The sequence below is a fragment of the Microbacterium sp. zg-Y1090 genome, assembly GCF_030246945.1.
GTDB classification, from domain to species: Bacteria; Actinomycetota; Actinomycetes; order Actinomycetales; family Microbacteriaceae; genus Microbacterium; species Microbacterium wangruii.
Genome location: NZ_CP126742.1, coordinates 1,392,441 through 1,419,293 on the forward strand (window position 1 = coordinate 1,392,441; position 26,853 = coordinate 1,419,293).

The window sequence follows — 26,853 nt, forward strand, 5'->3', positions numbered from 1 at the left end:
GCGCTCGCGTAGGCTGGGGGACGTGAACGACGCCCCGATCGGAATCTTCGACTCCGGCGTCGGCGGACTCACCGTGGCGCGCGCCGTATCGGCGCTGCTGCCGCGGGAGTCGATCCTGTATCTCGGCGACACCGCCCACTCGCCGTACGGACCCAAGCCGATCGCCGACGTACGCCGCTACTCGCTGGAAGTGCTCGACACCCTGGTGGACGAGGGCGTCAAGATGCTCGTGATCGCCTGCAACACCGCCTCTGCGGCCGTGCTGCGCGACGCACGTGAGCGCTACGACGTCCCGGTGGTGGAGGTCATCGGCCCTGCCGTGCGCACCGCGATGTCCACCACCCGCAACGGCCGCATCGGCGTGATCGGCACGGAGGGCACCATCGGCTCCCGCGCCTACCAGGACATGCTCGAGGTCAACGAGAGGCTCGCGGTCTCCGCCCGTGCGTGTCCGCGCTTCGTGGACTTCGTCGAGGCCGGCATCACCGACACTCCCGAGGTGCTGGAGGTCGCCGAGGAGTACCTCGCGCCGCTGCGTCACGCGGCGGTCGACACCCTCGTGCTCGGGTGCACGCACTACCCGTTCCTCGAGGGCGCCATCAGCTACGTGATGGGACCGGAGGTGTCGCTGGTCTCCAGCGACACCGAGACCGCGAAGGACGTCTACCGTCAGCTGGTCTCGCGCGACCTGCTCGCCTCGACGACCGCCATCGCGCAACACGACTACCAGGCCACCGGCACCTCGGCCGACGACTTCCTGCGTCTCGCGCACCGACTCATGGGGCGCGAAGTCAGCTCCGTGCGCCTGGTGCAGACCGGCGCCATCGACCTGCCCCGCTGACCCCCGGGTCCGCCCACCCCCTGGAGAGATATGAGCGACATCATCCGAGCCGACGGCCGCGCCGTCGACGACCTGCGTCCCGTCACCATCGAGCGCGGCTGGAGCGCCCATGCCGAGGGATCGGCGTTGATCTCCTTCGGTGGCACCAAGGTGCTGTGCACGGCGTCCTTCACCAACGGGGTGCCACGCTGGCTCACCGGCAAGGGCAAGGGCTGGGTCACCGCCGAGTACGCGATGCTCCCGCGGGCCACGAACTCGCGCAATGACCGCGAGTCGATCAAGGGCCGTGTGGGCGGTCGCACCCACGAGATCTCACGCCTCATCGGTCGCGCGCTGCGCGCCGTCGTGGACACGAAGGCGCTGGGCGAGAACACGATCGTGATCGACTGCGACGTGCTGCAGGCCGACGGCGGCACCCGCACCGCGGCGATCACCGGCGCATACGTCGCGCTGGCGGACGCGATCGAGTGGGGCCGGGAGAAGAAGTTCATCGCGCAGCGGTCGCAGGTGCTGGTTGACTCGGTGGCGGCGGTGTCGGTCGGCATCATCGACGGGGAGCCCATGCTCGACCTGGCGTACGTCGAGGACGTGCGCGCCGAGACCGACATGAACCTCGTCGTCACCGGCCGTGGACTGTTCGTCGAGGTGCAGGGCACCGCCGAGGGTGCACCGTTCGACAAGCGCGAGCTCGATGCGCTGCTCGAACTGGGTGTGGCCGGCTGCGCCGACCTGCGCGACCTGCAGGCGGCCGCGCTGGAAGCGCCGGCGCAGTGAGCGCCGGCAGCGCCCTGCCCGGCGGCCGCGTCGTGCTGGCCACCCACAACCCGCACAAGATCGAGGAGTTCCAGTCGATCGTGCGGGCGACCCGCCCCGACCTCGAGGTCGTCGGCTACGACGGCCCCGAGCCGGTCGAGGACGGCGTCACGTTCGCCCAGAACGCCCTCATCAAGGCGCGGGCCGCCGCTGCGCACACCGGCCTGCCCGCCCTCGCCGACGACTCCGGGCTGTGCGTGGACGTGCTCGGGGGCTCGCCCGGCGTCTTCTCCGCGTACTGGGCGGGACACGCGAAGGATGCCACGGCGAACCTCGAACTGCTGCTGGACCAGCTGAGCGACATCGCCGACCCGCACCGCACCGCGCACTTCGTCTCGACGATCGCGCTGGTGCTCCCCGGGGGCGCGGAGCACGTCGTCGAGGGCGTCTGGGACGGTCGCCTGGCGACGGCTCCCGCCGGTGACGGAGGGTTCGGGTACGACCCGATCTTCATCCCCGCCGACCAGCCCGAAAACGAGGAGCGCACGGTCGGCGAGTGGTCGGCGGGGGAGAAGAACGCCGCCTCGCACCGCGCGCGCGCGTTCGCCGCGCTCACGCCGCTGCTGGCGGACCTCGAGGCCTGAGAACGGGTCTCATTCCCGACAGCGCTGATGGGGGTCCGGCGGCGTCGTCGCGGACGTAGCGTGGAGGCATGCACGACCACGCACCCGTCCGCGGCATCCGCGGCGCCGGCAATCGGCGCCTGCTCGCGATGTCGCTGGCGCTGACCGCGGTCGTGCTGGTCGTGCAGGTGGTCGGCGCCCTGCTGTCGGGGTCGCTGGCGCTGCTGGCCGACGCCGGACACATGTTCACCGATGCGGCCGCGCTGGTCATCGCGCTCATCGCGAGCACGGTCGCCGCGCGCCCCGCGAACGAGCGTGCCACCTTCGGCTACCAGCGCGCGGAGGTCTTCGGGGCCCTCATCAATGCCGTCATCCTGCTGGCGCTGGCGGTGGGGATCACGGTCGAGGCGGTGCGCAGGCTGCTGGATCCCGCCGGAGCCGAGGTCGCCGGCGGTCTCATGCTCTTCGTCGCCGTGGTCGGCCTCATCGCCAACGCCATCTCGCTGTGGCTGCTGGGCGCGGCGCAGAAGCGCAGCATCAACGTGCGCGGCGCGTATCTGGAGGTGCTGGGCGACCTGCTGGGGTCGGCGGCGGTGATCGTGGCCGCCGTCGTGATCGTCTTCACGGGGTGGACGCGGGCGGATGCGCTGGTGTCGCTGCTCATCGCCGTACTCATCGTGCCGCGGGCGGTGACCCTCCTCCGGGAGGTCGCAGCGGTGCTGGGGGAGAGCGCGCCCGCGGGCGTGCAGGTCGCGCAGATCCGGCAGCACATCCTCGATACGCCCGGCGTCGTCGACGTGCATGACGTGCACGTGTGGCAGCTCACCCGCGGCGCTCCGGTGTTCATGGCGCACGTCGTGGTGGACGATGCCTACCTGGCCCGCGAACCGGCGACCGAGATCCTGACCCGGCTGCAGTCCTGTCTGTCGGACCATTTCGACGTGGCGCACTCGACGTTCCAGCTCGAGCCCGCCGGGCACGTCGAGCATGACGCGCATGCGTGAGACGTGGGCGGTGCGCCCTCATTCCTCCCGCGTCACTTCGTCCGGCGTCTTGTCGGGACGCAGGCCGCGCCAGCGCGCGTGACGGAGCGTGCCGCCCGGGGTGAACTCGGCGTACTCGACTTCCGCGACGGTCACGGGGCGCACCCAGAGCGCGTCGGAGGCGTCGGCGCGGGGGATGCCGACGAACGGGTCGGCGTCGGTGCGCAGCGGGGTCAGAGTCTCGTCGAGCCGCGCCAACGTGCGGTCGCTGAACCCCGAGCCGACGCGGCCGACGTACTGCAGGCCGTCGGGGCCGGGGATGCCGAGCAGCAGGGAGCCGATCGACCCGGTGCGGCCGCCCTTGCCCGGCCGGATGGCCCCGATGACGACCTCCTGCGTGTGCGTGATCTTGACCTTCAGCCAGTGCTCTGAGCGCTGCCCGCGCCGGTAGGTCGAGGCGGGGTCCTTGACCACGAGACCCTCGAGACGGTGTCGACGCGCGGTGGCCAGGGCGGTGTCGACGTCATCGAGCACCGGCGGGACGTCGATCCGCGGCGGGGCGGTGGGAAGGGTGTCAAGCAGTCTGCGCCGATCGCGCAACGGGAGGGTCGTCACGTCGCGTCCGTCGTGGGCGAGGACGTCGAAGAGGTACCAGGCGGTCGGGGTGCGAGCCGCCTCACGGGCGATGTCCCGGCTGCCGGTGAGGTGCATTCGGTTCTGCAGCAGGGAGAAGCTCGGCCGCCCCGTCTCGTCGAGGGCCACGATCTCGCCGTCGACGACGACGGGCGTCGGGCCGAACGCGGCGGCCGCGGCTTCGGTCAGCTCCGGATACCGGGCGGTGATGTCGGTTCCGTTGCGGCCGCGCAGGTGCAGGGTCGTGCCGTCCCAGGCGCCGAGCGACCGGATGCCGTCCCATTTCAGCTCCGCCCACGCCCCGCCGCCGTTCCACCGGCCGGCGGCCTCCTTTGCACGCGCCGCGGTCGATGCTGTCGCCAGCATCGGTCGAAGGTCGTCGTCGTGGCGAGCCGTGGTGCGCGCAAGGCCATCGTCATCCTCGCCCGACCCGCGAGATTTCCGTTGTCCTCTCGATTCGTCATGTGAGTTCCCGCTCACACGGTGGCCGGGCGCGGTGTGTTTCGGGCCCGCGCCCCCCTCCACGGCACCGGTCAATTCGTCATGTGACTTCCCGCTCACACGATCACCGGGTGAGCCCTCGCTCACACCCTCGCCGAGCGGGTCGTCGGTCTGATTCCCGCCGGGTGACTTCCCGCTCACACGGTCGGCGTCGGCCGGGGGGCGGTGCGCGGTGGCGTCGGCCGTGGGGCGATGCGCGGAGGTGTGGTGTGAGCCGGAACTCACATGACGAATCAAGAGTGTCGGAGATTTTGAGGCGCCGGACGGGGCGCCGGCATGCGGGGGGCGCGCGGCGGCGACAGCGCCCCCGGCCGCGGTGGGCTTCATCCGGTGCATCAGCCAAGTCGACTTCTCGCCGGCTCCGTCGGTGCGGATGAGCGCCAGCCGCACGTCGCCGAGTGGCCCGCCCGGCCTCCCGTGAACGGTGAGGATGATCTCGTCGTCCCGCCACTTCTCGAGATCGTAGACGCCCTCGTCCCAGATCGTGACCGTGCCCCCGCCGTACTCGCCGCGCGGGATCTCCCCCTCGAACGCGGCGTACTCCAGCGGGTGATCCTCGGTCATCACGGCGAGGTGATTGCGGTCCGGTGATTCGGGCACGCCCTTGGGCACCGCCCAGCTGACCAGCACGCCGTCGCGCTCCAGCCGGAAGTCCCAGTGCAGCCGTGAGGCGTGATGCTCCTGGATCACGAAGCGGGGCAGGCCGTCTCCGGCCGCACGGCCGCCGAGCGCGTTGGCCGGGACGGGCTCGGGGGTGGCTCCCGCCGTGCGCTTGGCGATGTAGGTGGCCAGCGGCCCCGCCGTCGATGCCCGGGCGCCCGCCGCGAACCCCAGCGGGGCGATCGGGTCCTCTCCCGCCTCCACACGGGCGAGCACCTCGCCCAGCAGGAGGTGTCGCAGATCGGGGTCGTCGAGCTCCGCCCACGTGCGCGGCGCCGCCACCGTGGGCTGTTCGCGACCGCGCAGGGAGTAGGGCGCGATCGTGGTCTTCGAGCCGTTGTTCTGGCTCCAGTCGATGAACACCCGCCCGGTGCGCTGCGCCTTGGCCATCTGGCTCACGACGAGGTCGGGATGGTCCGCCTCCACGGCTCTGGCCAGTTCCCGCGCCACGATCGTGATCTGCTCGCTCGTCTGCGTCCCCGGCAGCGCCGCATAGAGGTGGATCCCCTTGCTGCCGCTGGTCACCGGGTACGGTTCGAGACCCATGTCCGTCAAGATCGCGCGGAGCAGCCGCGCGACCTCCGCGCACTCCGCCAAGCCCATTCCCGGGCCCGGGTCGAGGTCGAGCACGATCCGGTCGGCGGCAGCGCGGCCGCCATCGGGGGCGAACCGCCACTGGGGGACGTGCAACTCCAGGCTCGCCACCTGAGCCAGGTACACGAGCGTCGCGCGATCCTCGACCAGCGGATAGTCCTTCGCGCCGGTCGAGTGCGCGATCGGCATCCGCTTCACCCAGTCGGGCGCGCCCGGTTCGAGATCCTTCGCGAAGAAAGACGGGGCATCGACACCCTCGGGCCACCGTTTGCGGGTGACCGGTCGCCCCGTGATCTGCGGGATCATCGCCGGAGCGACCCGGGTGACGTAGTCGATCACCTCGCCCTTGGTGGTGCCGGTGGCGGGGTAGAGGACCTTGTCCAGGTTCGTCAGACGCAGCCGGCGACCGTCGATGCGCACGAGCTGACCCTCACCTGCCATGTCAGCAGGCTAGTGCGCAAGCTCTAGGCGTGACGGGTGGGGCAGGTGTTCACTGGGATCATGAGGGCGATCTGGAAGGGCGCGCTGACCTTCGGACTGGTGAACGTGCCGGTGAAGGTCTACTCCGCGACGGAAGACCACGACCTGCCGCTGCACCAGGTGCACGCCGCCGACGGCGGACGCATCCGGTACCAGCGGATCTGCGAGATCGACGGCGAGGTCGTTCCCTACGCCGACATCGACAAGGCCTACGACGACGGCGACCGCACGGTCGTGCTCACGAAGGAGGACATCGCGTCGCTGCCGGCCGAACGCAGCCGCGAGATCGATGTCGTCGAGTTTGTCCCGAGCGAGCAGGTGGACCTGCTCACCCTCGACAAGGCCTACTACCTCGAACCGGACTCCGCCTCACCCAAGGCGTACGTGCTGCTGCGCAGGACACTCGAGCAGACCGACCGCACCGCGATCGTGCGGTTCTCGCTGCGGCAGAAGACACGCCTGGCTGCGCTGCGCGTGCGCGGAGACGTGCTGGTGCTGCAGACGCTGCTGTGGGCGGACGAAGTGCGCGAGGCGTCTTTCCCGTCGCTGGACGAGTCGGTGCGCATCTCGGCCAAGGAGCTCGAGCTGTCCGCCAGCCTCGTCGAGAGCTTCGCCTCCGACTTCGACCCCGAAGACTTCGCCGACGAATACCAGCAGGAACTGCGTACACTCATCGACGCGAAGCTGGAGCAGGGCGATGCTCTGGACACCTCCCAGACCTTCGGCGAGACGGAGGAGCCGGAGTCCGGCGGCGAGGTCATCGATCTGATGGCAGCGCTGCGTGCCAGCGTCGAGCGCTCGCGGGCGGCGCGGGGCAACGCGCCGTCCACGAGCGACGAGCCGGCGGAGACCCCGGCTCCGAAGAAGGCCGCGGTGTCGACCGCCAAGAAGGCGTCCGGGAAGAAGTCGCCTGCGAAGGAGGCGCCTGCCAAGAGCGCCCCCGCCAAGAAGGCGCCCGCGAAGAGCGCGCCCGCCAAGAAGGCGACGGCGAAGAAGAAGGCCAGCTAGCCGCGCGCCGCGGCGGAACCGTCGGGATCGTCGATGTCGTCGTCGAAGACGTCCTGGTCGAGGACCAGCTCCTCGGCCTCGGCGGCATCCGTCACGGCGTCGTCGCCGGCGGCGGCCTCGCGCGCGACCTTGCGTCGCTCGGCGAAGTAGTGCCACACGACGAAGACGAGCGTGCCGGCGACGGCGGCCAGGAGGATGACGTCGATGTACTCCGACACGAAGTCGCCGACGAAGGGGATGAACCCGATGCCGTACCCGATCATCGTCAGGCCGAAGCCCCAGAGGACGGCGCCGATGAAGTTGTACAGCGAGTAGCGCCGCCAGGGCATGTGGCCCACACCGGCCGCGACCGGCGCGAACGTGCGCACGATCGGGACGAACCGGGCGAGGATGATCGTCAGCCCTCCGTAGCGCTCGAAGAACGCGTTGGTGCGCTCGACGTTGCGACGGCTGAAGATGCCGGATTCCTTGCGCTCGAACACCGCCGGCCCGCCCTTGTGGCCGATCAGGTAGCCGGCTTCGCCGCCGACGAACGCCGAGAGGCCGATCAGCAGAGCCACCCACCACGCGCTGAGGCCGAAGACGCCATGGGGCGCGACCTCGGTGGAGTGCGACAGCAGTCCGGCCATGATGAGCAGGGTGTCGCCCGGCAGCAGGAACCCGACCAGCAGGCCCGTCTCGGCGAAGACGATGAAGCACACCACCAGCAGCGCCCACGGCTGCGAGTTCGTGATGATCGTCGCGGGATCCAGCCAAGGGATCAGCGCGGTCGGTGCGTGCAGTGCGGTTTCAAGCACGAAGTCCCCGTCGGTCGGATGCGGCGGTCAGTCTCGACGGATGCCGAAGCATCCGTCCGTGCGGAAGGTGGGACTCGAACCCACACGCCCGAAGGCACAGGAACCTAAATCCTGCGTGTCTACCGATTCCACCACTCCCGCGGGTGCCCCACAGTCTAGTGGGGGGAGAGGGAGTCATCCGCAGCGGAGACCCCCGCCGCCTGCGCGCGGGCGTCGCCGGCGCGCACGCGCGGCGAGCCGCCGATGAACCAGTAGGCCGCGCCCACGATGAGCGCGCCGCCGACGAGGTTGCCGAAGCCGACCCACAGCATGTTCGCGCCGAAGGCCGCCCACGTCGCGTCATGCACGCCGGTCAGCATGCCGAGGGCGTACGTGGTCATGTTCGCCACGACGTGCTCGAAGCCGGACGCCACGAACGCCAGGATCGCGAGGAGGATGACGGCGATCTTCGGGCCGTCGGTGGTCAGGCGCGCGCACATCCAGATCGCGAGGCACACCAGCACGTTGCACAGCACGCCGCGGAGGAACAGCTCGTGGGGCAGCTCACCGGCCTTGGCAGCGAGCAGCTCGGCGAGCATGGCCTCGGCGGCGGGCGCGGCATGCAGGATGCCGGCGCCGGCCACGACGATGGAGAAGACCACCGCCCCGGCGAGGTTGGCCACGAACGTGACCGCGAGGGCGGCTGCCGCGCGCCCCGCTCCGACTGCGCGCATGAGCGCGCCCTGGGTGAGGGTCATCATCGACGAGGTGGCCAGCTCGCCGCCGGCGAAGACGACGAGGGTGAGCGCGGCGGCGAACACCAGTCCGCTGACCAGGCGCCCCGCGCCCGAGCCTGCGGCGCTCAGGGGACCCGCGGTGCTGATCATGAGCACCACGCCGATACCGAGATAGGCGCCGGCGAGCATCCCCGAGACGGCGAACCGAGCGGGAGCGCGCAGGCCCTGCACCTTGTGACGCGCAGCCTCGCGCTGCACCTCGAGTGCCTGTGCGACGGTCAGCATGTCGTGCGGCAACGGCGAAGCGGTCGGGTCATGAGGACATCCTGCCGTGCACGGCGCGGTCTGCGCGCGGGAATCGGCCGGTGAAAACCCACCCCGTGCCGCCCGATCAGGCGCCCGCGGGCACCGGGGTGAGCGACTCCAGAACAGCCGCGCGCAGGCGGGCGGGCGCGCGGTCACCGCCGGCGCGATGCGTGACGCGACCGGGCAGCATCGCCGCCGCCGACGGAGCGGACGACCCCCACCCGCACAGCTGCACGGCGAGGGCGAGCTCGGCGCCGTCCGTCGCGGGCGCGGAACGGCACACCTTGCCCGGGTGACCGGGAAGGATGAGCCCGCGGGCGGCGGCGACATCGTGCAGCGCCGCGGTGCGGAACATCGTGGCGCTCCCCGTGATCACGCTCGCCTTCCCGCTGACGACGCCGAGGTCGTCGTCGCGCGCGAACTCCCGCAGCGCAGTGGCGATGAACTCCGCCGGCATCCGCGTCTCGGCCGTGAGGATGAGCACGAACGTCGGCGCATGGCCCTCCCCCTGCGCCAGCGCCTCGTCGACGGCGGCGGCCGTGTCTGCCGTGGTGATCACCCGGGCTCCGTGGGCGACGGCGGCGTCGATGGCCTCCTCGGCGTCCGGCCTCGTGAGAACGGTGACGCGGCGTGGGACGACCGTCTGCAGCGCCATCGCATCCAGGACGGACAGCACGCCCGACGGGTCGTCGTGGGCGGCGACGAGCACCGCGAGGTGAGACCCTCCGATCCGCCGGTGCGGTCGCCGGGCGCGGAGGGGGTGCAGGGGGAAGGTCATGATCGGATCTCGCTTCTGGGTGATGCGGCCGACACTCGGGCCCCGGGGCGCGCGGGGCGTCCCCGGGGCCCGAGGCCGGTCAGCTGCGGGCGGCGCGCCGCCCTGCGACGAGCGCCAGCCCGAGGCCGAGCGCGCCGGCACCGGCGAGTGCGACGGGCACTGCGGTGCCGGAACCACCCGTGTACGCCAGCGTGGCCGGGGCGGCGCACTCGACGGCGGGGTGGTGCACCTCCCTGGTCACGGCAGGGACAGCGGGGGTGCCGGGGACGCCGGGAACGGCGGGCTGGAACTCCTGGTCCACGACGGTGACCTCCTCAGTCACCGCCGGGTGCTCCACGGTGTGGGTCTCGGCCGGGTGCTCCACGGTGTGGGTCTCGGCCGGGTGCTCCACGGTGTGGGTCTCGGCCGGGTGCTCCACGGTGTGGGTCTCGGCCGGGTGGTGCACCGTCGTGGTCACGGCTTCGAGGTAGAACCAGTCGCCGTTGCCTGAGCCGCCGTGGGAGCGGTAGTACGCGCCCTCGTGGCCCACGCCGTGGGGGTCGCCCTTCACATTGGGCTGCCAGTCGGCGCCCGGGAAGGCCGGCGGGTCGTCGGAGAGGTGCGGGCCGCCGGTCCACGAGTAGCGCTGCCAGTGGTCGAACACCTCCTCGTCCCAGGCCTCCCTGTCGACGACGGTCTCGGTCCAGGCCTCCTTGTCGACGACGGTTTCGGTCCAGGCCTCCTTGTCGACGACGGTTTCGGTCCAGGCCTCCTTGTCGACGACGGTCTCGGTCCAGGCCTCCTGGATGACGCGGGTCTCCAGGTGGCTCACCTCGGGGACCTCCGGCACGCCGGGGATCTCGGCGACGGCGGGCACCGCGGGGGTCACGAGGACCGTCTCGGTCCAGGCAGCCCGCGGAACGCACGGGGCGTCCGCAGCCGGTGCCGCGGACGCGCCGAGCATCAGCGGGCTCGCAGCGATGACGAGCGCCGCAGTGGCGCTCGCGACCTGCTTTCTCACCGCAACTCCTTTCTGTCGTGATGGGTGGGTCAGCCCGCGGGCACTGCCCGCGGGACGCATCAGGGCTCGGTGCGCGCCTTGCGGCGCATCCGGACGACGCGGCCGACGGAGAGGGCCGCGAGCCCGGCGACGAAGAGGGTCCAGCCCGCCACCCAGGTGTGGGCGAGCGCGGCGCCGGTGGTGGCGAGCACCCCGGATGCGGTGCTGTTGAGCTGGTACATGGATGGGTTCTTCCGGAAGAGAGGGGGTCCCGCTCAGCTGGAGGGGACGAAGAGGGGTGACTCGTGTGCGGTGACGTGGTTCCAGGCGGTGTCGCGGCGCAGCAGCGCCAGCGCGACGGCGTGCACGAACGCCGCCTGCAGGGCGATGTCATAGGCGATCTCCGGCAGCACGGCGGCGGCGAGCATCCGGGCGCGTGGTCCGCCCGGCCACACGGTGATGACGCGCTCGACGATGAAGACGCCGCCCACGGCGAGCCAGAATCCGCTCACGGCGAAGGTGCCGGTGGCGACCGACAGCGCGGTCAGCAGCAGCAGCGTGGCGATCGTGAGGATGCCGACGAGGATCATCGCCTGCTGGCCGAAGTAGCGCAGCGTGACGCGGGAGACGCCGTACTCGCGCAGGTTGTCGAGCATGCCCTTGTACCAGCGCACGCGCTGGCGATGCAGATCGCCCCAGGTGGGCATGAGCTCGGTGGTGCAGACGCATTCCTCCGGCGCAACCATCCGCCAGCCGCACGTCTTGAGGGCGAGGGTCAGCTCGGAGTCCTCGGTGATGGCGCCGCGGTCGTAGACGTCGCCGCGGGTGCCCGGCAGGAGATCACCTCGGGCGGCGGCGACCTCGCGCAGCGCCGCGGTGCGGAACATCGACGCGGTGCCGGTGACGACGCTCACCCGTCCGGTGGCCCGGATCTGGGTCCCGTAGCGGACGTACTCGTTCGCCTGGAACTGCTGCAGCATGCTCATCGGCCGCTCGCCGACGAAGAGGCCGCTCACGGCGCCGAGTGCGTCGTCTGCGTTCAGCGCGGCCAGGGACACGTCGATGAACTGCGGGTCCAGGCGCGTGTCGGCATCGACGACGAGGATGAAGGGCGGCGCGTCGTCGCCCAGCGCTGCGAGCGCCTGATTGAGCGCACCGGCCTTGCGGTCCGTGTTGTCACGGGTCACCATGACGTCGGCCCCGTGGGCGGCAGCGACGTACCCCGTGGCGTCCGTGCAGTTGTCGGCGACGACCACCACGCGTCGGGGCACCGCCGTCTGCCGCGACAGGGCGTCGAGCGTCTCGGCGATGGCGTCGGCTTCGTTGTGCGCGGGGATGAGGACGGCGAGCTCGCTCGCGCGTACGACGCGCCGCGAGGACGGGAGGGGCCGTACCGTCGGGCTCATGGCGGGACCGCTCTTTCTCGCCGGCACCCCGGCGCTCGGGCGGGCCGTCAGGAGCGCGGGCGGCCACGCGGCGGCACCACGGCGGTCCCGCGGTCATCCAGTCCACTCGCGGGGTGCGGAGCACAGATGGGCGCGGAGGCGATCTGAGCATCGCGGTGCGCCCGATCGAGTACGTCAGGCGGCCATGCTGAGCACGCGGAGAACCCGTCTGAGTACTCGCTGTGGGGGCCGCAGCCGGCGCTGCGGCGGCTCAGACCAGCCCGATGAGGTCCTCGCGCGTCTTCACGCCGAGCTTGCGGAAGACGCGGTAGAGGTGGTTGTCGATCGTCCGCTCACTGACGACCAGCCGCTCGGCGACTTCCCGGTTGGTCAGGCCCGCGGCGATCAGATGGGCGACCTCGCGCTCGCGGGGTGTCAACACGGATTCCGGGTCGAGACGTGCCGACAGCACCAGCGAGAGGTCGTCGCCTGCGGCGTGCACGGCACGGCGCAGGTGGAGCGATTCCCGCGCAGCGGCGTCGGAGCGCCCTTCCTGACGCAGGTAGCGCACCGCCATCGCGTGTGCACGGGTGGCGTAGAGCACGAGGCCCGCATCGCGGAGGACGTCCGCCGCGGCGAGCAGCCGTTCGGGTGAGTGATCGCCCGCGCCCTCGAGGAAGGCGCCCATCGCCGGCATGATCGAGCCCTGACTGGCGAAGGCCACCTGTGCCGCGCGGGCCGTGCGTTCCCCGTCCACATGCAGCTCCAGCAGCCGCACCGATTCGAAGACGGCGGCCAGGAGGTGCCCGTCGTCGATGAGGGTGGTGACCTCCTCCCACGCACCGGCGGTCGCCTCGTCGGCGGGCACACCGCGGGCGAGGGCGAGCGCCGCGGCAGTGGCGGCGGGGCTCATGTACGGGAAGGGCCCCGCGCTGAGGCCCAGCGCGTCGAGCTGCACGACCATGTCGTGCGCGCTGTCGAAGGCGCCTTCCCACAGGGACAGACCGGCGCTGATGGAGAGCAGGCCGGCGCGGGCCTCAGGGGCGAGGACGGCAGGGGCGTTCACAGCGAACAGGCTCGTCAGATGGTCGCGCAGGGTGCCGAGCCGCCCCTGCAGGAAAAGTCCGAGCGCCACCACGTAGCCGTAGGGCTCGATTCGCGTGCGGTCGAGGGTGCCGCGGGCGAGGTCGAGCTGCCGCTGCGAGCTCTGTATGGCGCCGGCGATGTCGCCGTCGCAGAGCTGGGCGAGCGGTATCACCGAGTAGGGATCGCGGCGCAGCGGGTCGGCGGGGGAGAGGTCGGCGAAGTCGGCGACCGCGTCGCTCGTGCGCCCGCCACTGAGCAGCACCTCGCCGCGGACGAGCCGCACGATGTCGACGGCGTTCCAGCGCGGCAGCCCCGAGGTCTGCAACGGCCGGGCCAGCTGGCGCACCTGCTCGATCTCGGCCGGTCGCGGGTAGGCCGGCAGCTCAGCCGTTCCCAGTCCGGGCAGCATCAGGCGCAGATGCTGCTCGACGGCGGAGACGGCGGCGCCCGAACCGGGGATCTCGTGAGCCGTCTGCGTCAGCAGGTCCATCGCCTGGTGCGTTTCGCGGCGGCTGGTCGCGCGGTACACGACCTCCCACAGCCGCAGCCGCAGGGCGTCACGGTCCGCCGGCAGCTGCGCGGTGCGTGCGGCGGCGAGCACGTCGTCGATCTCGTGGTCGTCGGCGCCATCGTCGAGGAGCGCCTGGACGTAGGCGACCGCGGTGAGCGCCCCGGGTCGGGCCTCCCACTGCGCCCGGGACTGGGTCACGCGTCGTGCGGTCTCCTCGTGCAGCACCCGCCCGAGGATCGCGGCGGCCTCAGGCGACGAAGACCAGCGGTTCGGCGCGTGGAGGGGCGGTCGCGGGCTCTGACCGGGCAGGGCAGTGGACGCATCCGTCTGCGTGCGCGCTTCTGCGACGCGGTCGGCGGCGGCCCGCCCGCGAGCGGCCGGCGCGCGATGCCGCAGATAGTCCTCCAGAACCGGGGGGAACAACGCGGCCACGGGACCGCGATCGTCGTCGACGAAGCGGAGCAGGCCGCGGTCGTCGAGCGCGGTGAGGATCGACCACGGCAGCAAGCGCCGCACCGTCACCAGGTCGGTGGGGCCCAGCTCCGCCAGTACCCAGCATCCCTCGCGCTCGGCTTCGCTGAGTCCTTCGGTGAGTTTCACCAGGGTCGCCGCGAGCCCTCTGCTCCACAGGTCGCGCTCAGCCGACCAGCGCTGGCCGCGCTGCACCAGACCGCCCGCCTGCCGGGCGGTGAGGGTGATCGCGCGGGCGATGCCCGGCAGTCCCCCCGACAGGGCGTAGACGCGACCCGCGGCGTCGGCGTCGACGTCGCCGCCGAGGGTGTCCGACACGAGACGGTGGATCGCCTCGAACGACGCAGGCGGAATCCACAGTGCGGTGGCCTCGCGCCGCGCCAGGACGGTGTCGACGGCCGCTGCGCCGGGGTAGGGCGGCCGCACGGTGATGACGACGGTCACAGCGGGGTCGTCGGCTGCCGCAGCGAGCACGGTCGCCGAGGCTTCGTCCAGGCGATCGCCGTCCGAGACGAGCAGCAGCACCGGCGCGGACCCCGCACGCGACGACAGAGCCTGTGCGGCGCCGAGGGGGGTCAGCGCGCCGCTGTTGGGCGCGTGGATGCCGGACAGGGCGAGTGACTCGAGCGGGCGACCCGCCGCCCCGTGTCCCGTGAGGGACCGTACGGTCCATTCCTCGCCCGCCATGACGTCGCCCACGAGGCGGAGCGTCTCCCGCCGGCCGGCGCCGGGCAGCCCCACCACCACCACGCAGATGCCGGAGCGCACCGACTCCGCGATCGTGCTGACCAGCCCGGAGCGCGGAGACGGCGTCGCCATGCCCCCACTATGGTCGGCGGGGTGCGATCGCGCCAGCCTCGCGCGGGGTCAGCTGCGCGGGTGCGCCGGCCGCGTCAGGTTCAGCAGCAGCACGGTCATCGCGGCCGCGGAGAGGGCGGCGAGCACCATGTGCACGCCGACGGCGAGCTCGGGCAGGCCGTTGCGCGCCTGGTAGATCCCGACGGCGATCTGCACAAGAACCACACCGAGCAGTGTCGTCGCCCACCGCCGGGTGGGCAGGGTCCGAGCCCAGGCGGCCCCGGCCAGCACGAGGAGGGCGGCCAGCAGCACGTATCCCGGCCAGGCGTGCACGTGCTCGAGCACTTCGGCGTTGAAGCCGTTGCGGCCGGCCTCGACGTCTCCCGAATGGGGGCCCGCGCCGGTGGTCAGCACGCCGAAGGAGATGGTGACGGCAAGGGGGACGAGGGTCGCGTACGCGGTGCGGGCGTACCAGAGGGGCACCGCGCGGCGCCGCGGCCCCGGCACGGTGTGCATGCGCACGAGGAAGGCCGCGCAGACGCACACCAGCAGCAGCGAGGCGACGTAGTGGAAGCCGACGATGAAGGGGTTCAGACCGGTCAGCACCGTGATGCCGCCGACGATCGCCTGCGCGACGACGCCGCCGACGACGACGAGGGCGAGCATGAACAGGTCGCGGCGCTCCCGGCGCATCCGCCACAGGAGAACGACGACGATGAGGGCGAGGATGCCGACGAGGCCGGTCAGCGTGCGGTTGCCGAACTCGATCACCCCGTGAATGCCCATCTCGGGGGTGTTGACGAGCGACTCGGGGGTGCAGGTCGGCCATGTGGGGCACCCCAGACCCGACCCGGTCAGGCGTACCGCGCCGCCGGTGGCGATGATCAGCACCTCGGCGAGGAACGACAGCCAGGCGAAGACGCGGATGCGGCGGTCCACCGTGGCGGGGAGCCAGTCGTGGAACCGGGAAGGGGTGCGCGTCGCGACCGCCTGGGACATCTCGTCGCCTCCTGGGAATGCACATCGGATCGCGTCGGTTCGGGCCCGCGGGCCACGACCAGGCGCCGGCGTTGCCTGTAGACTCGTGCTTTGGGGATGCCGCGCACAAGCGCCGGTCATCCCTCCCAGTCTAGGTGTGATCTCACGCCCAGTTGAGCGGGCCCGGAAGCGGCATCACCACCCTCGGAACTCCACGAGGGGGCAGGAATGCCGGGACGGATGACACCGTTGTGGCCCAGAGGAGGAAACGTCATGTCGGATGTGCTGATCGACCGTCCCGAGCTCGATGGGCTGGGGGTGTACGAGTTCGGCTGGCACGACCCCGACGCCGCCGGCGCGACCGCCAGGCGCGGACTGAGCGAAGCGGTGGTGCGTGACATCTCCGCTCTCAAGGCCGAGCCCGAGTGGATGCTGAAGACCCGCCTGAAGGCCCTGCAGCTGTTCGGTCGCAAGCCGATGCCGACGTGGGGCGCCGACCTCAGCGACATCGACTTCGACAACATCAAGTACTTCGTGCGCTCCACGGAGAAGCAGGCCCAGACGTGGGAGGACCTCCCCGACGACATCAAGAACACGTACGAGCGCCTCGGCATCCCCGAGGCCGAGCGCCAGCGTCTGGTCGCCGGCGTCGCCGCCCAGTACGAGTCGGAGGTCGTGTACCACCAGATCCGCGAAGACCTCGAGGCGCAGGGTGTCATCTTCATGGACACCGACACCGCCCTGCGCGAGCACCCCGAGTTCTTCGAGGAGTACTTCGGCACGGTCATCCCGTCCGGTGACAACAAGTTCGCCGCGCTGAACACCGCGGTGTGGTCGGGCGGATCGTTCGTCTACGTCCCCAAGGGCGTGCACGTCGACATCCCGCTGCAGGCGTACTTCCGGATCAACACCGAGAACATGGGTCAGTTCGAGCGGACCCTGATCATCGCGGACGAAGACTCCTACGTGCACTACATCGAGGGCTGCACGGCCCCGATCTACCAGTCCGACTCGCTGCACTCCGCGGTCGTCGAGATCATCGTGAAGAAGAACGCCCGCGTGCGCTACACGACGATCCAGAACTGGTCCACGAACGTCTACAACCTCGTCACCAAGCGTGCCGTCGCACACGAGGGCGCCACGATGGAATGGGTCGACGGCAACATCGGCTCCAAGGTGACGATGAAGTACCCGTCGATCTTCCTGGTGGGCGAGCACGCCAAGGGCGAGACCCTGTCGGTGGCCTTCGCCGGTCCCGGCCAGCACCAGGACGCCGGCGCCAAGATGATCCACATGGCGCCGTACACGCAGTCGTCGATCATCTCGAAGTCGATCGCCCGCGGCGGCGGCCGTGCCGGCTACCGCGGCGAGGTGCGGGTGGATGCCAACGCGCACCACTCCGCCAACACGGTGCGCTGCGACGCGCTGCTGGTCGACACGAAGTCCCGCTCCGACACGTACCCCGCGATCGACATCCGCGTCGACGACGTGCAGCTCGGGCACGAGGCGACCGTGTCGAAGGTCAGCGAGGAGCAGCTGTTCTACCTGCAGTCCCGCGGCATGCCCGAGGACGAAGCCATGGCGATGATCGTCCGCGGCTTCATCGAGCCCATCGCCCGCGAGTTGCCCATGGAGTACGCCCTCGAGCTGAACAAGCTCATCGAGATGGGCATGGAAGGATCCGTCGGCTGATGACCAGCGTCACCCAGGCCCCCGCCACCCGCGGAGAGGGCCACATCGACCCTGCCGCCGCTTTCGTGCCGGTGCAGACCCGGTCGGAGCGTCCGACCTCGTTCGACCCGGCCGACTTCGGCGCGCCCACCGGCCGTGAGGTCAACTGGAAGCACACCCCGCTGACGCGGCTCGGTGCCGTGCTGACCGACGAGGAGCCCGACGCCACCGCCGTCGCGCACCGCATCACCGGTCCGGAAGGCCTCGTGATCGCGTCGACCGGCCACGATGCCCCGGCGCGCGGCGAGGTCTTCCGTCCCGAGGATCTGCCCGCGGCGATCGCATGGAAGCGCAGCCCCGACGCGGTGCACGTGCGCATCCCCGCCGGGGTCGAGCAGGACGACCTGCTGCGCATCGACCTCGCCGGGCGGGATGCCGGTGCCCACGGGGCCGACCACATCATCGTCGAGGCGATGCCGCAGTCCGCTGCCACGGTGCTGCTCTACCACTCCGGCACCGCTCAGTACGCGCAGAACGTGGAGATCATCGTGCGCGACGGCGCGCGGCTGAACCTCGTGACGGTGCAGCGCTGGGACGAGGACGCCGTGCACGTGGCATCCCACCAGGCGCGTGTGGACCGCGACGCGTCGCTCACGCATGTCGTGGTGAGCCTCGGGGGCGGCGTCGTGCGCGTGAACCCCTCGGTCGAGCTCTCCGGGGCCGGCTCCTCCTGCAAGCTGTACGGCGTGTCGTTCTCCGACTCCGGCCAGCACCTGGAGAGCCAGGTGTACATGCACCACAAGGGACCCCACACGAAGGGCGACGTGCTCTACAAGGGCGCCCTGCAGGGCGAGAGCGCGCGCAGCGTGTGGATCGGCGACGTGCTGATCGGCCCGGATGCCGCCGGCACGGATTCGTACGAGGCCAACCGCAACCTGGTGCTCACCGACGGCGCCCGCGCCGAGTCCATCCCGAACCTCGAGATCGAGACCGGTGACATCCAGGGCGCAGGCCACGCCAGCGCCACCGGACGCTTCGACGACGAGCAGCTGTTCTATCTGCAGGCCCGCGGCATCGGCGAAGCGGAGGCGCGACGCCTGGTGGTCCTCGGCTTCCTCGGCGAGATCGTGCAGAAGACCGGCATCCCCTCGCTGGAGGAGGAGCTCACGGCGGCCATCCTCGCAGAGCTCGACGCGGAGCCGTCGGCATGACCGCCACCCGCGTCTGCGCACTGAGCGAACTCGAGCAGGACACCGCCCGCCGGGTCGAGGTCGACGGGGTCCCCATCGCCCTCGTTCTGGATTCGAACGGTGAGGTGCACGCCATCGGCGACACCTGCACCCACGGCGACATCTCGCTCTCCGACGGATTCGTCGAGGGGGAGACCCTGGAATGCTGGGCCCACGGCTCGGCGTTCTCGCTGCTCACCGGCCGTCCCCTCAACCTCCCCGCTTACGAGCCCGTCCCCGTCTACGTCGTCGAGATCGACGGCGACGACGTGCTCATCGATCCGACCCTGAAGAAGGAAGTCTGACAATGTCTGTCCTCGAGATCCGCGACCTGCACGTGACGGTCGAGACCGATGAGGGAACGACCCCGATCCTCAACGGCGTCACCCTCACCATCCGCACCGGTGAGACCCACGCCATCATGGGCCCCAACGGCTCCGGCAAGTCGACGCTGGCGTACACGATCGCCGGTCACCCCAAGTACACCGTCACCGGCGGCTCGATCACCTTCGACGGTCAGGACGTGCTGGAGATGACGGTCGACGAGCGCGCCCGTGCCGGTGTCTTCCTCGCCATGCAGTACCCGGTGGAGATCCCCGGCGTCACCGTGACGAACTTCCTGCGCACGGCCAAGACCGCCATCGACGGTGAGGCCCCCTCGCTGCGTTCGTGGACCAAGGACGTCAAGGAGTCGATGAAGAACCTGCGCATGGACCCGAAGTTCGCGCAGCGCAACGTCAACGAGGGCTTCTCGGGCGGCGAGAAGAAGCGTCACGAGATTCTGCAGCTCGAGCTGCTGCGCCCGAAGATCGCGGTGCTCGACGAGACCGACTCCGGCCTGGATGTCGATGCGCTGAAGATCGTCTCCGAGGGCGTCAACCGCGCCAAGGAGAACACCGGCCTCGGCGTGCTGCTGATCACCCACTACACGCGCATCCTCCGCTACATCCACCCCGACTTCGTGCACGTCATGGTCGCCGGGCGCATCGCGGAGGAGGGCGGCCCGGAGCTCGCCGAGCGTCTCGAAGCCGAAGGCTACGACCGCTACCTCGAGCCCGCCGCCGACGCGGACGCGTAGGATCGCCTCATGACCGCGACGCTCACCACCGAGAAGTACGAAGAGGTGATCGAGGCGCTCAAGGACGTGATGGACCCCGAGCTCGGGATCAACGTCGTCGACCTCGGCCTCATCTACGACCTCGCGTGGGATGACGAGAACGACGCCCTCGTCATCCACATGACGCTCACCTCCGCCGGCTGCCCGCTCACCGACGTGCTGGAGGAGCAGACGGCTCAGGCCCTCGACCAGGTCGTCGAGCGCTTCCGCATCAACTGGGTGTGGATGCCGCCGTGGGGCCCCGAGCGCATCACCGATGACGGGCGCGACATGATGCGCGCCCTCGGCTTCGCCATCTGACGCTGCGTCATCGCACGCGCAAGGCCCGACGCCACGACCGGCGTCGGGCCTTTCGCGTGGGCGTTTCGTCTCGGGCGCTGCGCGCCCTCGCTCAACGACCGGGGGCGGCGGTGGGGCGGTGGGGCGTTTCGTCTCGGGCGCTGCACGCCCTCGCTCAACGACCGGGGGCGGTGGGGCGTTTCGTCTCGGGCGCTGCGCGCCCTCGCTCAACGACCGGGGGTCTCGCTGCGCGCCCTCGCTCAACGACCGGGGGCAACCGATGGGCGCCCGGCGTCGACGGGCATGCCAAGCTTGAATCGTGACCCCCACCCCCCTCCAGGCCCCGCCGCTGGAGCAGCTGCGGCAACGCAGCAGCACGAAGTGGCGCACCTATCCCGATGACGTGCTGCCGCTGTTCGTGGCGGAGCTGGACTTCGACCTGGCGCCGGCGATCACCCAGGTGCTGCAGCGCGCCGTGCTGGCGGGGGACACCGGCTACACGCCGCCCGACCCCGGCATCCGCGACGCCTTCGCCGGGTACGCCCGGCGGCGGTGGAACTGGGATGTGGCGCCGGAGCGCGTGCGTTCGACGGGGGACGTCATGATGGGCGTGGTCGAGGTGCTGCGCCGCGTCATCACCCCCGGCGGTGGTGTCGTGATCACGCCGCCGGTGTACCCGCCGTTCGGCGACTGCATCGAAGAGGCCGGCGGCGTCGTCATCCGGGTGCCGCTGAGCGACACCGGCGCCGCCTGGCGGCTCGACCTCGAAGGGCTGGAGCGGGCGTTCGCCGCCGGAGCGTCCGCGATGCTGCTGTGCAACCCGCACAACCCCACCGGCACCGTGCACGCGCGCGACGACCTCGCGGCGCTGGCCGATATGGCCGAGCGCTACGGGGTCACCGTCATCAGCGACGAGATCCACGCCCCGCTCACCCAGCCCGGGGTGACGTTCACCCCCTACCTCGACGCATCGCCGGCGGCCGCCCGGCACGGCTTCGCCGTCACCAGCGCCAGCAAGACCTACAACCTCGCAGGGTTGAAGTGCGCCGTGATGGTCGCGGGCTCCGATGACACCGCCGCCGTGCTGGCGGGGCTGCCCGCCGAGGTGGAATGGCGCACCGGGCTCTTCGGCGCGCTGGCGAACGTCGCGGCCTTCTCCCCGCAGAGCGACGACTGGCTCGCCTCGCTGCTGGCGGCCCTCGACGACAACCGGCGACTCCTGGCAGACCTGCTCGCCGAGCAGCTCCCGGCCGCGCGCTACCGGGTGCCGGAGGCCGGGTTCCTGGCGTGGGTGGATCTGACCGGTCTGGGCTGGGGGGACAACCCCGCGGCGACCATCCTGCGCGAGGCGAAGGTGGCCCTGCACTCCGGCCCCGCGTTCGGCGCGGAAGGCGCGGGCCACGTGCGCATCAACTTCGGCTGCGCACCGGAGGTGCTGCGCGAGGCGATCGGGCGCATCGGCGCCCTCGCGCGCGCATGAGCGACACCCGGACGGCGGCGGGAATCTGGTCCGCAGGCTACGTGTGGGTGACCCTCGGCGCGGTCGCGATGATCTTCCTCGCCGCCACCCAGGCTCTGGCCGTGACGACGGTCATGCCGGTCGTCAGCGCCGACCTCGACGGTGAGGCGCTGTACGCGGCGGCCTTCTCGGCGACGGTCGCGACCAGCGTCATCGGGATGGTGGTCGCAGGCGCCTGGTGCGACCGTTCGAGCCCGCTGGGTCCGCTCACCGCGGCCGTCGTGCTGTTCGCCGCCGGCCTCGTCGTGGCGGGCCTCGCCCCGAGCATGGAGGTGCTCGTCGCGGGCCGGCTGCTGCAGGGGCTCGGCACCGGCGGTCAGACGGTGGCGCTGTACGTCGTGGTGGCGCGGGTCTTCCCCGGCCGGCTGCACGGCCGGGTGTTCGCGGCGTTCTCCGCCGCCTGGGTGATCCCCTCGCTCGTCGGTCCGGTGCTCGCGGGGGCCGTGGCGGAGTTCCTCCACTGGCGATGGGTGTTCCTCGGCGTCGCCGTCCTCACCCTCGCCGCCTTCGCGCTGGTGTCGCTGCGCCTCAGGGGTACCGACCTGGGCACATCACAGCCGGACCGTACGCCTGTGGGCACGCGGCTGCTGTGGGCGGTGCTCGTCGCGGGAGGGGCTCTGGCGCTGACCCTCGCCGGCAGCGCGGGCGCGTGGATGCCGGCGGTCGTCGTGGCATCCATCGTCGTGCTCGTGCTCACCGTGCGCCCGCTGGTGCCCGCGGGCACCCTGCGCGCGGCCCGCGGACTCCCCAGCGTCGTGCTGATGCGCGGCCTCATCGCCGGCGCCCTCTTCGGGGCGGAGGTGTACGTGCCCAAGCTGCTCATCGACGAGTACGGTTTCTCACCGGTGTGGGCAGGACTCGGTCTCACCGCCGCCGCCCTGATGTGGGCCTTCGCCGCAGCGGTGCAGGGGCGGTGGGGCGATCATCTCGGCAATGCGCGCATCACCATGATCGGCACCGCGCTGCTGGCCGTCGCGATCGCCTCGGGCCTCGCCACCGCGGTGTGGGGTCTGCATCCGGCCCTGCTCATCGCCGTCTGGTCGCTGGCGGGCGGCGGGATGGGGTTGATGTACCCGCGCCTGACCGTGCTGACGCTGGCATACTCGACGCCGCAGAACCAGGGCTTCAACTCTTCAGCGCTGTCGATCTCGGATGCCGTGGGCTCCGCCGTCGTGATCGCGACGATGGGGCTGGTGTTCACGACGTTCGCGGCGACCGGCGCGGGGTTCGCGGCGGTGTTCGCCCTCGGCGTCGCGGTCGCGCTGGCGGGCCTCGTGCCCGGTCTGCGGCTCGGCCACGCTCACGAGGAGGCGCGGGCCTGACGGGCCGGCGCGCCGCTCAGTTCTCGGCTCGCCCGAGCCGCCAGTAGCCCATGAACGCCACCGCCCGGCGGTCCACGCCGTGCTCGGCGACGAGGCGTCGGCGCAGCGTCTTGATGGCCCCCGACTCGCCGGCGAGCCACGCGTACAACGGTGCGCTCTTGAGGGCGGCGCCGCCCTTCGCGGTGCGGGGCACCTCCCACAGGATGCCGTGGTCGATGTCGACCTCCTCGACCTCGCCACCGCGCCCGGCCGGAACGAGATGCGTCGCCGCGTCGGTGGCCTCGGTCAGCAGGTGCGTGCTGCGTGGCCCGTCGTCCCGGCCCGCCACGCGGTACTCGAAGCCGGGGTGGCGAGGCAGGTAGGCGGCATCCGCTGCGCAGGGCAGCTCGACCACCACGACGCCGCGCGCCTCGGCGGGAAGCTGCTCGAGGATCGTCGCGATCGCGGGGGCCGCGGTCTCATCACCGGCCAGCAGCAGATGGTCGGTGCGGGCCGGTGGCACGAAGTCGATGCCGTAGCTCACGCCGGTGTGGGCCCGCGTGGGGGCGTAGATCATCACCTCGTCGCCGACGGCGGCGCGGGCGATCCAGTCCGACGCGGGACCGAGCACGTCGTGGGCGACCATGTCGACGTCGACCTCGGCCACCTCGTTGCGCACCGCGCGCGTGGTGTACGTGCGAAAGGGCGGTCGGGCGTTCTCGGGGAGGTCGCGCCAGCGCAGGTACCACTGTTCGTCGGTGGGCATGGCGTCCAGCCCCGCCTCGGCGGCGGGGAAGACGATCTTGATGCGCTGGTCGAAGCCGGGGTCGCCGAAGTCGGCGAGGTCGTCGCCGCCGAAGGTGAACCGCCGGAAGCTCGGCGTGAGGTCGGCGATCGCCTTCACGCGGGCGCGGAAGAAGCGGGACGTCTCAGGGGGTGCCATCGGGTGCTCCGGACGAGGTCGGGGGGAGGGGCGGTGCGGGCGGGGACTGCACATGGTGACGGCCGCGGGGGAGCACCAGCGGGGAACCGGACACGGGATCGGGCACGACGAGGGCGTCGAGGTCGAACACGTCGCGGATGAGGTCGGCGGTGATGACCTCGGCAGGGGCGCCGCTGGCGACGACGCGACCGCCGCGCACGGCGAAGACGTGGTCGGCGTAGCGCGCGGCGAGGTTGATGTCGTGCAGCACCATCACGATGGTCGTGCCGCGGGCGCGGTTGAGGTCGGTGAGCAGGTCGAGCACCTCGATCTGATGCGACACGTCGAGGAAGGTCGTCGGCTCGTCCAGCAGCAGGATGTCGGTCTCCTGCGCCAGTGCCATCGCGATCCACACCCGCTGGCGCTGCCCACCGGACAGCTCATCGACCGGGCGGTCGGCGAGCTCCGCGGTGCCCGTGTCGGCCAGCGCCTGCGCGACGACGGCGTAGTCGTTCTCACTCCACCGCGCCAGCATCCGCTGGTGCGGGTGGCGCCCGCGGCCGACGAGGTCGGCCACGGCGATGCCTTCGGGCGCGGTGGGACTCTGCGGCAGCAGGCCCAGGGTGCGCGCGATCTCCTTCGTGGGCAGCGACCGCAGCGCAGCGCCGTCCAGCAGCACCTGACCCGCGGTCGGGGTGAGGAGCCGGGCGAGGGCGCGCAGCAGGGTCGACTTGCCGCAGCCGTTGGCGCCGACGATGACGGTGATGCGGCCAGGCGGGACCTCGAGGTCGAGGCCCGCGACGACCGGCCGATCGCCGTACGAAAGAGTGAGCGCCTCGGCGCGCAGCGTGTGGGCGGTGGTCACAGCGACCCTCCCGAGCGGTTGGTCCTGATGAGCAGGTAGACGAGGTACGGAGCGCCGAGCACGCCGGTGACGACGCCGACGGGGTAGCGGGTGTCGAACGCGAACTGGCCGATGAGGTCGGCGGCCAGCACGAGGGCGGCGCCCACGAGTGCGGCCGGCAGCAGCGGCGACGCACCCGGCCCGACGAGCCGCGCGGCGATGGGGCCGGCCATGAAGGCCACGAACGCGATGGGGCCGGCCGCGGCGGTCGCGAAGGCCAGCAGCACGACCGCGCCGACGATCAGCACGATGCGCGTGGGCCCGACCCGCACCCCGAGCGCCGTCGCGGAGTCGTCGCCCAGGCGCAGCACGCCGAGCGCGCGGCCCTGCACGAGCATGGCGGGCACGGCCACGAGGCACGCCAGGGCGAGAGGGGCGACCGTGCCCCACGTGGCGCCGTTGAGGCTGCCGGTGAGCCACTGCATCGCCGTCTGCAGGTCCCACGCGGCGGCACGGGAGAGCACGTAGGTGACGGCGCTGTCGAGCATCGCGGCGACGCCGATCCCGATGAGGATCAGCCGGGTCCCCGTGAAGCCTCCGCGGTGCGACAGCAGGTAGATGGCGGTCGCCGTCAGCAGCGCGCCCGCCAGTGCCAGCATCGACACGGCGGTCTCGTTGAGGGAGAGCACGATGATCCCGAACACGGCGGCGGCGCTGGCCCCCGAGGTGATGCCGATGATGTCGGGAGAGGCGAGCGGGTTGCGCAGCATCGTCTGGAACGTCGTGCCCGCCATGCCGAAGGCGAGGCCCGCGAGCAGCCCGAGGGTCGCGCGGGGCAGCCGCAGCTCGCCCACCGTGAAGGACGCCCCCGGCACGGTCTGGCCGAGCATGACGGCCCACACCTCGGCGGGCGAGTAGAACGTCTGGCCGACCATGAGGCTTGCGGCGTAGACGGCGACCACCACGAGCGCGAGGATGCCGGTGATCAGGGCACGGCGCCGCTGCCTGCGGCGCCTGCCGACGGCGATCTGAGCGACGCTCACAGCTCGCGAACCCTCTGCCGGCGGACGATCCAGATGAACACCGGCGCACCGATGAACGCGGTGATGATGCCGACCTCGATCTCGCTGCCCGGTGCGATGACGCGACCGACGACGTCGGCGGCGACCAGAAGCGCAGCACCGGCGACGGCGGTGAAGGGCAGCAGCCAGCGATGATCGGTGCCGACGAGCAGTCGGCAGAGGTGCGGGACGACCAGCCCCACGAATCCGATGGGGCCGGCCACCGCTGTGGCCGCGCCGCACAGCACGATCGCGCCGGCGGAGGACACCAGCCGGGTGCGGCCCACGTTCTCGCCGAGCCCGGTGGCGAGGTCGTCGCCGAGGGCGAGGGAGTTCATGCCGCGGGTGGTGGCGAAGCAGACGAGGGCGCCGATCGCCAGCACCGGCGCGACGGCGCCGATGCGGTCCCAGGTCGCCCCGCCGACGCCGCCGATCTGCCAGAAGCGGAAGCTCTCCATGACGTCCACCCGCGGCAGCAGCACGGCGCTGACGAGCGAGGTGAAGGCGGCGGAGATCGCCGCACCGGCCAGTGCCAGCTTCAGCGGCGTCGCCCCGCCGCGTCCGAGGGAGCCGACCGCGTAGACGAACACGGCCGCGGCCGCGGCGCCGGCGATGGCGACGCCCATCAGGCTGTAGGGGGCGTTCAGCTCGAAGAAGGCGATGCCGATCACGACGGCCAGTGAGGCGCCGGCCGAGACACCCAGGATCCCGGGATCGGCCAGCGGGTTGCGGGTGACGGCCTGCATCGTGGTGCCGGACATGGCCAGCGCGGCCCCGACGAGCATCGCCAGCACCGTGCGCGGGATGCGCGCCACCACCGCCGCCTCGGAGATCCCGTTCGTCGATCCGCCCAGGGCGGCGATGATCTCCTGGAGGGTGACTTCGCGCACCCCGAACGCCACCGACGCCACGCACAGCAGCGCCAGCAGCACGGCGGTGCCGCCGATCCACGCCACGCGCACCGCCGCCGGGCGCCGCAGCGGGGCGGCGTCCGGCGGCGGTGCGACGGTGGGGGCGGCGCTCACCCGT

The 26,853-nt window shown here is 71.6% G+C and carries 25 protein-coding genes and 1 tRNA gene; 12 read left to right on the plus strand and 14 right to left on the minus strand.

The features are described 5' to 3' along the window. Positions 1 to 22 precede the first annotated feature (22 nt). The 4 genes from murI (at position 23) to QNO26_RS06555 (ending at position 3,221) form a co-directional block, all read left to right on the plus strand. Positions 23 to 841, plus strand: a complete 819-nt coding sequence (gene murI, locus QNO26_RS06540; protein ID WP_257638329.1) for a glutamate racemase — start codon at positions 23 to 25, stop codon at positions 839 to 841. Between the two features lie 30 nt (positions 842 to 871). Continuing rightward, positions 872 to 1,615 (plus strand): ribonuclease PH, encoded by a 744-nt coding sequence (rph, locus tag QNO26_RS06545; RefSeq protein ID WP_257531223.1) that lies wholly within the window; start codon positions 872 to 874, stop codon positions 1,613 to 1,615. Then, entirely contained in the window at positions 1,612 to 2,238 is a 627-nt protein-coding gene (gene rdgB / locus QNO26_RS06550; RefSeq protein ID WP_374679363.1) for an RdgB/HAM1 family non-canonical purine NTP pyrophosphatase, read from the plus strand. The genes rph and rdgB overlap by 4 nt, the downstream gene beginning before the upstream one ends. Positions 2,239 to 2,306: 68 nt before the next feature. Next, entirely contained in the window at positions 2,307 to 3,221 is a 915-nt protein-coding gene (locus QNO26_RS06555; protein ID WP_257531221.1) for a cation diffusion facilitator family transporter, read from the plus strand. Positions 3,222 to 3,239: 18 nt separating this feature from the next. Here the strand turns inward: QNO26_RS06555 and ligD are convergent, their stop codons facing one another. Further along, complete coding sequence (ligD, locus tag QNO26_RS06560) at positions 3,240 to 6,029, minus strand: non-homologous end-joining DNA ligase (protein WP_257638330.1); 2,790 nt, start codon at positions 6,027 to 6,029, stop codon at positions 3,240 to 3,242. 60 nt (positions 6,030 to 6,089) lie between these two features. Between ligD and ku the strand changes: the two genes are divergently transcribed. Further along, positions 6,090 to 7,076 (plus strand): non-homologous end joining protein Ku, encoded by a 987-nt coding sequence (gene ku / locus QNO26_RS06565; RefSeq protein ID WP_257531217.1) that lies wholly within the window; start codon positions 6,090 to 6,092, stop codon positions 7,074 to 7,076. On the opposite strand, the gene QNO26_RS06570 is transcribed toward ku, so the two are convergent. The 9 genes from QNO26_RS06570 to QNO26_RS06610 all read right to left on the minus strand — a co-directional run bounded on the left by QNO26_RS06570 (position 7,073) and on the right by QNO26_RS06610 (position 15,902). Beyond that, the gene (locus QNO26_RS06570; RefSeq protein ID WP_374679364.1) at positions 7,073 to 7,873 is read right to left on the minus strand and encodes a DedA family protein; all 801 of its coding nucleotides are present in this window, start codon (positions 7,871 to 7,873) and stop codon (positions 7,073 to 7,075) included. The two genes, ku and QNO26_RS06570, sit on opposite strands and share 4 nt — an antisense overlap. 59 nt (positions 7,874 to 7,932) lie before the next feature. Beyond that, a tRNA-Leu gene (locus tag QNO26_RS06575) sits at positions 7,933 to 8,014 on the minus strand. A 14-nt stretch (positions 8,015 to 8,028) separates the two neighbouring features. Next, positions 8,029 to 8,874: a formate/nitrite transporter family protein gene (locus tag QNO26_RS06580; protein WP_257531215.1), complete on the minus strand. Its 846-nt coding sequence runs from the start codon at positions 8,872 to 8,874 to the stop codon at positions 8,029 to 8,031. A gap of 106 nt (positions 8,875 to 8,980) precedes the next feature. After that, a complete protein-coding gene (locus tag QNO26_RS06585; protein ID WP_257638331.1) occupies positions 8,981 to 9,673 on the minus strand; it encodes a glycosyltransferase family protein in 693 nt (230 codons plus the stop codon). Positions 9,674 to 9,752: 79 nt separating this feature from the next. After that, positions 9,753 to 10,673 carry a hypothetical protein gene (locus tag QNO26_RS06590; RefSeq protein ID WP_257531211.1) on the minus strand — a complete coding sequence of 307 codons (921 nt, stop codon included), beginning with the start codon at positions 10,671 to 10,673 and terminating at the stop codon, positions 9,753 to 9,755. 59 nt (positions 10,674 to 10,732) lie between these two features. Beyond that, positions 10,733 to 10,894, minus strand: a complete 162-nt coding sequence (locus tag QNO26_RS06595; RefSeq protein ID WP_257531209.1) for a hypothetical protein — start codon at positions 10,892 to 10,894, stop codon at positions 10,733 to 10,735. A gap of 33 nt (positions 10,895 to 10,927) precedes the next feature. Then, positions 10,928 to 12,058 (minus strand): glycosyltransferase family 2 protein, encoded by a 1,131-nt coding sequence (locus QNO26_RS06600; RefSeq protein WP_257531208.1) that lies wholly within the window; start codon positions 12,056 to 12,058, stop codon positions 10,928 to 10,930. A 250-nt stretch (positions 12,059 to 12,308) separates the two neighbouring features. Then, entirely contained in the window at positions 12,309 to 14,924 is a 2,616-nt protein-coding gene (locus tag QNO26_RS06605; RefSeq protein ID WP_257638332.1) for a helix-turn-helix transcriptional regulator, read from the minus strand. Positions 14,925 to 14,972: 48 nt separating this feature from the next. Beyond that, entirely contained in the window at positions 14,973 to 15,902 is a 930-nt protein-coding gene (locus QNO26_RS06610) for a COX15/CtaA family protein (RefSeq protein ID WP_257531204.1), read from the minus strand. Between the two features lie 252 nt (positions 15,903 to 16,154). Between QNO26_RS06610 and sufB the strand changes: the two genes are divergently transcribed. The 7 genes from sufB (at position 16,155) to QNO26_RS06645 (ending at position 23,018) form a co-directional block, all read left to right on the plus strand. Next, entirely contained in the window at positions 16,155 to 17,573 is a 1,419-nt protein-coding gene (gene sufB / locus QNO26_RS06615) for a Fe-S cluster assembly protein SufB (protein ID WP_257531202.1), read from the plus strand. After that, a complete protein-coding gene (gene sufD / locus QNO26_RS06620) occupies positions 17,573 to 18,763 on the plus strand; it encodes a Fe-S cluster assembly protein SufD (protein WP_257531201.1) in 1,191 nt (396 codons plus the stop codon). Before sufB ends, sufD begins: the two co-directional genes overlap by 1 nt. Next, entirely contained in the window at positions 18,760 to 19,086 is a 327-nt protein-coding gene (locus QNO26_RS06625) for a non-heme iron oxygenase ferredoxin subunit (protein WP_257531199.1), read from the plus strand. The genes sufD and QNO26_RS06625 overlap by 4 nt, the downstream gene beginning before the upstream one ends. A gap of 2 nt (positions 19,087 to 19,088) precedes the next feature. Continuing rightward, a complete protein-coding gene (gene sufC / locus QNO26_RS06630) occupies positions 19,089 to 19,859 on the plus strand; it encodes a Fe-S cluster assembly ATPase SufC (protein WP_257531197.1) in 771 nt (256 codons plus the stop codon). A gap of 9 nt (positions 19,860 to 19,868) precedes the next feature. Continuing rightward, the gene (locus tag QNO26_RS06635) at positions 19,869 to 20,198 is read left to right on the plus strand and encodes a metal-sulfur cluster assembly factor (protein ID WP_257531195.1); all 330 of its coding nucleotides are present in this window, start codon (positions 19,869 to 19,871) and stop codon (positions 20,196 to 20,198) included. A gap of 298 nt (positions 20,199 to 20,496) precedes the next feature. Continuing rightward, positions 20,497 to 21,657 (plus strand): MalY/PatB family protein, encoded by a 1,161-nt coding sequence (locus QNO26_RS06640; RefSeq protein ID WP_257638333.1) that lies wholly within the window; start codon positions 20,497 to 20,499, stop codon positions 21,655 to 21,657. Continuing rightward, positions 21,654 to 23,018: an MFS transporter gene (locus QNO26_RS06645; protein ID WP_257638334.1), complete on the plus strand. Its 1,365-nt coding sequence runs from the start codon at positions 21,654 to 21,656 to the stop codon at positions 23,016 to 23,018. Before QNO26_RS06640 ends, QNO26_RS06645 begins: the two co-directional genes overlap by 4 nt. A 16-nt stretch (positions 23,019 to 23,034) precedes the next feature. On the opposite strand, the gene QNO26_RS06650 is transcribed toward QNO26_RS06645, so the two are convergent. From QNO26_RS06650 to QNO26_RS06665, 4 genes are read right to left on the minus strand one after another with little or no spacing between them, the layout of a single operon-like run. Further along, complete coding sequence (locus tag QNO26_RS06650) at positions 23,035 to 23,940, minus strand: siderophore-interacting protein (protein WP_257531189.1); 906 nt, start codon at positions 23,938 to 23,940, stop codon at positions 23,035 to 23,037. Continuing rightward, positions 23,927 to 24,784, minus strand: a complete 858-nt coding sequence (locus QNO26_RS06655) for an ABC transporter ATP-binding protein (RefSeq protein ID WP_257531187.1) — start codon at positions 24,782 to 24,784, stop codon at positions 23,927 to 23,929. The genes QNO26_RS06650 and QNO26_RS06655 overlap by 14 nt, the downstream gene beginning before the upstream one ends. Beyond that, positions 24,781 to 25,806, minus strand: a complete 1,026-nt coding sequence (locus tag QNO26_RS06660) for a FecCD family ABC transporter permease (protein WP_257531185.1) — start codon at positions 25,804 to 25,806, stop codon at positions 24,781 to 24,783. Before QNO26_RS06660 ends, QNO26_RS06655 begins: the two co-directional genes overlap by 4 nt. Further along, entirely contained in the window at positions 25,803 to 26,849 is a 1,047-nt protein-coding gene (locus QNO26_RS06665) for a FecCD family ABC transporter permease (RefSeq protein ID WP_257638335.1), read from the minus strand. Before QNO26_RS06665 ends, QNO26_RS06660 begins: the two co-directional genes overlap by 4 nt. Positions 26,850 to 26,853 lie beyond the last annotated feature (4 nt).